The organism is Enterobacter cloacae complex sp. IR53030 (assembly GCF_049238365.1).
Taxonomy (GTDB): domain Bacteria; phylum Pseudomonadota; class Gammaproteobacteria; order Enterobacterales; family Enterobacteriaceae; genus Enterobacter; species Enterobacter kobei.
Genome location: NZ_JBMKHA010000064.1, coordinates 1 through 1,801 on the forward strand (window position 1 = coordinate 1; position 1,801 = coordinate 1,801).

Consider the following 1,801-nt stretch of genomic DNA (forward strand, 5'->3'; position numbering starts at 1 on the left):
ACTAATCAGATCGCACAAACTGGACTGAGTTCCCTTCCTCCGGTGATCTACTATTCGGAACAGCTATTTAGTCAAAGAGCTGTCACGAGAACACCGTTAGCTTAGCGTACGATTTTTTCCGAATTCTGCGGTTCCCCCTGGCAGAAGCTGGTGATGACCGACACCGGCATCGACCGGCGCTACTACGAACTGTGCGCGCTGTCGGAGCTGAAGAACGCGCTGCGCTCCGGCGACATCTGGGTGCAAGGCTCGCGCCAGTTCAAGGACTTCGAGGACTACCTGGTGCCGCCCGCGAAATTCGCCAGCCTCAAGCAGGCCAGCGAATTGCCGCTGGCCGTGGCCACCGATTGCGACCAGTACCTGCATGACCGGCTGACGCTGCTGGAAACGCAGCTCGCCACCGTCAACCGCATGGCGCTGGCCAACGAGCTGCCGGACGCCATCATCACGGAGTCGGGCCTGAAGATCACGCCGCTCGATGCGGCGGTGCCCGATACCGCACAGGCCCTGATCGACCAGACGGCGATGATCCTACCGCACGTCAAGATCACCGAATTGCTGCTGGAGGTAGACGAATGGACGGGCTTCACCCGGCACTTCGCCCACCTGAAGTCAGGCGACCTGGCCAAGGACAAAAACCTGTTGCTGACCACGATCCTCGCCGACGCGATCAACCTGGGCCTGACCAAGATGGCGGAATCGTGCCCCGGCACGACCTACGCCAAGCTGGCCTGGCTGCAAGCCTGGCACATCCGCGACGAAACCTACGGGGCGGCACTGGCCGAGCTGGTCAACGCGCAGTTCCGACATCCCTTCGCCGAGCATTGGGGCGACGGCACCACGTCATCGTCGGACGGCCAGAACTTCCGCACCGGCAGCAAGGCCGAGAGCACCGGCCACATCAATCCGAAATACGGCAGCAGCCCAGGGCGGACGTTCTACACCCATATCTCCGACCAGTACGCGCCGTTCCACACCAAGGTCGTGAACGTCGGCGTGCGCGACTCGACCTACGTGCTCGACGGCCTGCTGTATCACGAATCCGACCTGCGGATCGAGGAGCACTACACCGACACGGCAGGGTTCACGGACCACGTCTTCGCGTTGATGCACCTGCTGGGCTTCCGCTTCGCCCCGCGCATTCGTGACCTGGGCGACACCAAGCTCTACATCCCGAAGGGCGATGCCACCTACGAGGCGTTGAAACCGATGATCGGCGGCACGCTCAACATCAAGCACGTCCGCGCCCATTGGGATGAAATCCTGCGGATGGCCACCTCGATCAAGCAGGGCACGGCGACGGCCTCGCTGATGCTCAGGAAGCTTGGCAGCTACCCGCGCCAGAACGGCCTGGCCGTCGCCCTGCGTGAGCTGGGACGCATCGAGCGCACACTGTTCATCCTGGACTGGCTGCAAAGCGTCGAGCTGCGCCGCCGCGTGCATGCCGGGCTGAACAAAGGCGAGGCGCGCAACGCGCTGGCCCGCGCCGTGTTCTTCAACCGCCTGGGGGAAATCCGCGACCGCAGCTTCGAGCAGCAGCGCTACCGGGCCAGCGGCCTCAACCTGGTGACGGCGGCCATCGTGCTATGGAACACGGTCTATCTGGAGCGGGCCGCGAACGCCTTGCGTGGCCACGGTCAAGCCGTCGATGACGGCCTGTTGCAGTACCTGTCGCCGCTCGGCTGGGAGCACATCAACCTGACCGGCGATTACCTCTGGCGCAGCAGCGCCAAGATCGGCGCGGGCAAGTTCAGGCCGCTACGGCCGCTGCAACCGGCTTAGCGTGCTTTATTTAATGAGA

At 63.4% G+C, this 1,801-nt stretch carries 1 pseudogene; it reads left to right on the forward strand.

What is annotated here, in order from left to right:
• Nucleotides 1–132: 132 nt before the first annotated feature.
• Nucleotides 133–1,782 (forward strand): annotated as a pseudogene (locus ACOTXR_RS25035) (Tn3-like element ISPa38 family transposase); the annotation flags it as partial.
• Nucleotides 1,783–1,801 lie beyond the last annotated feature (19 nt).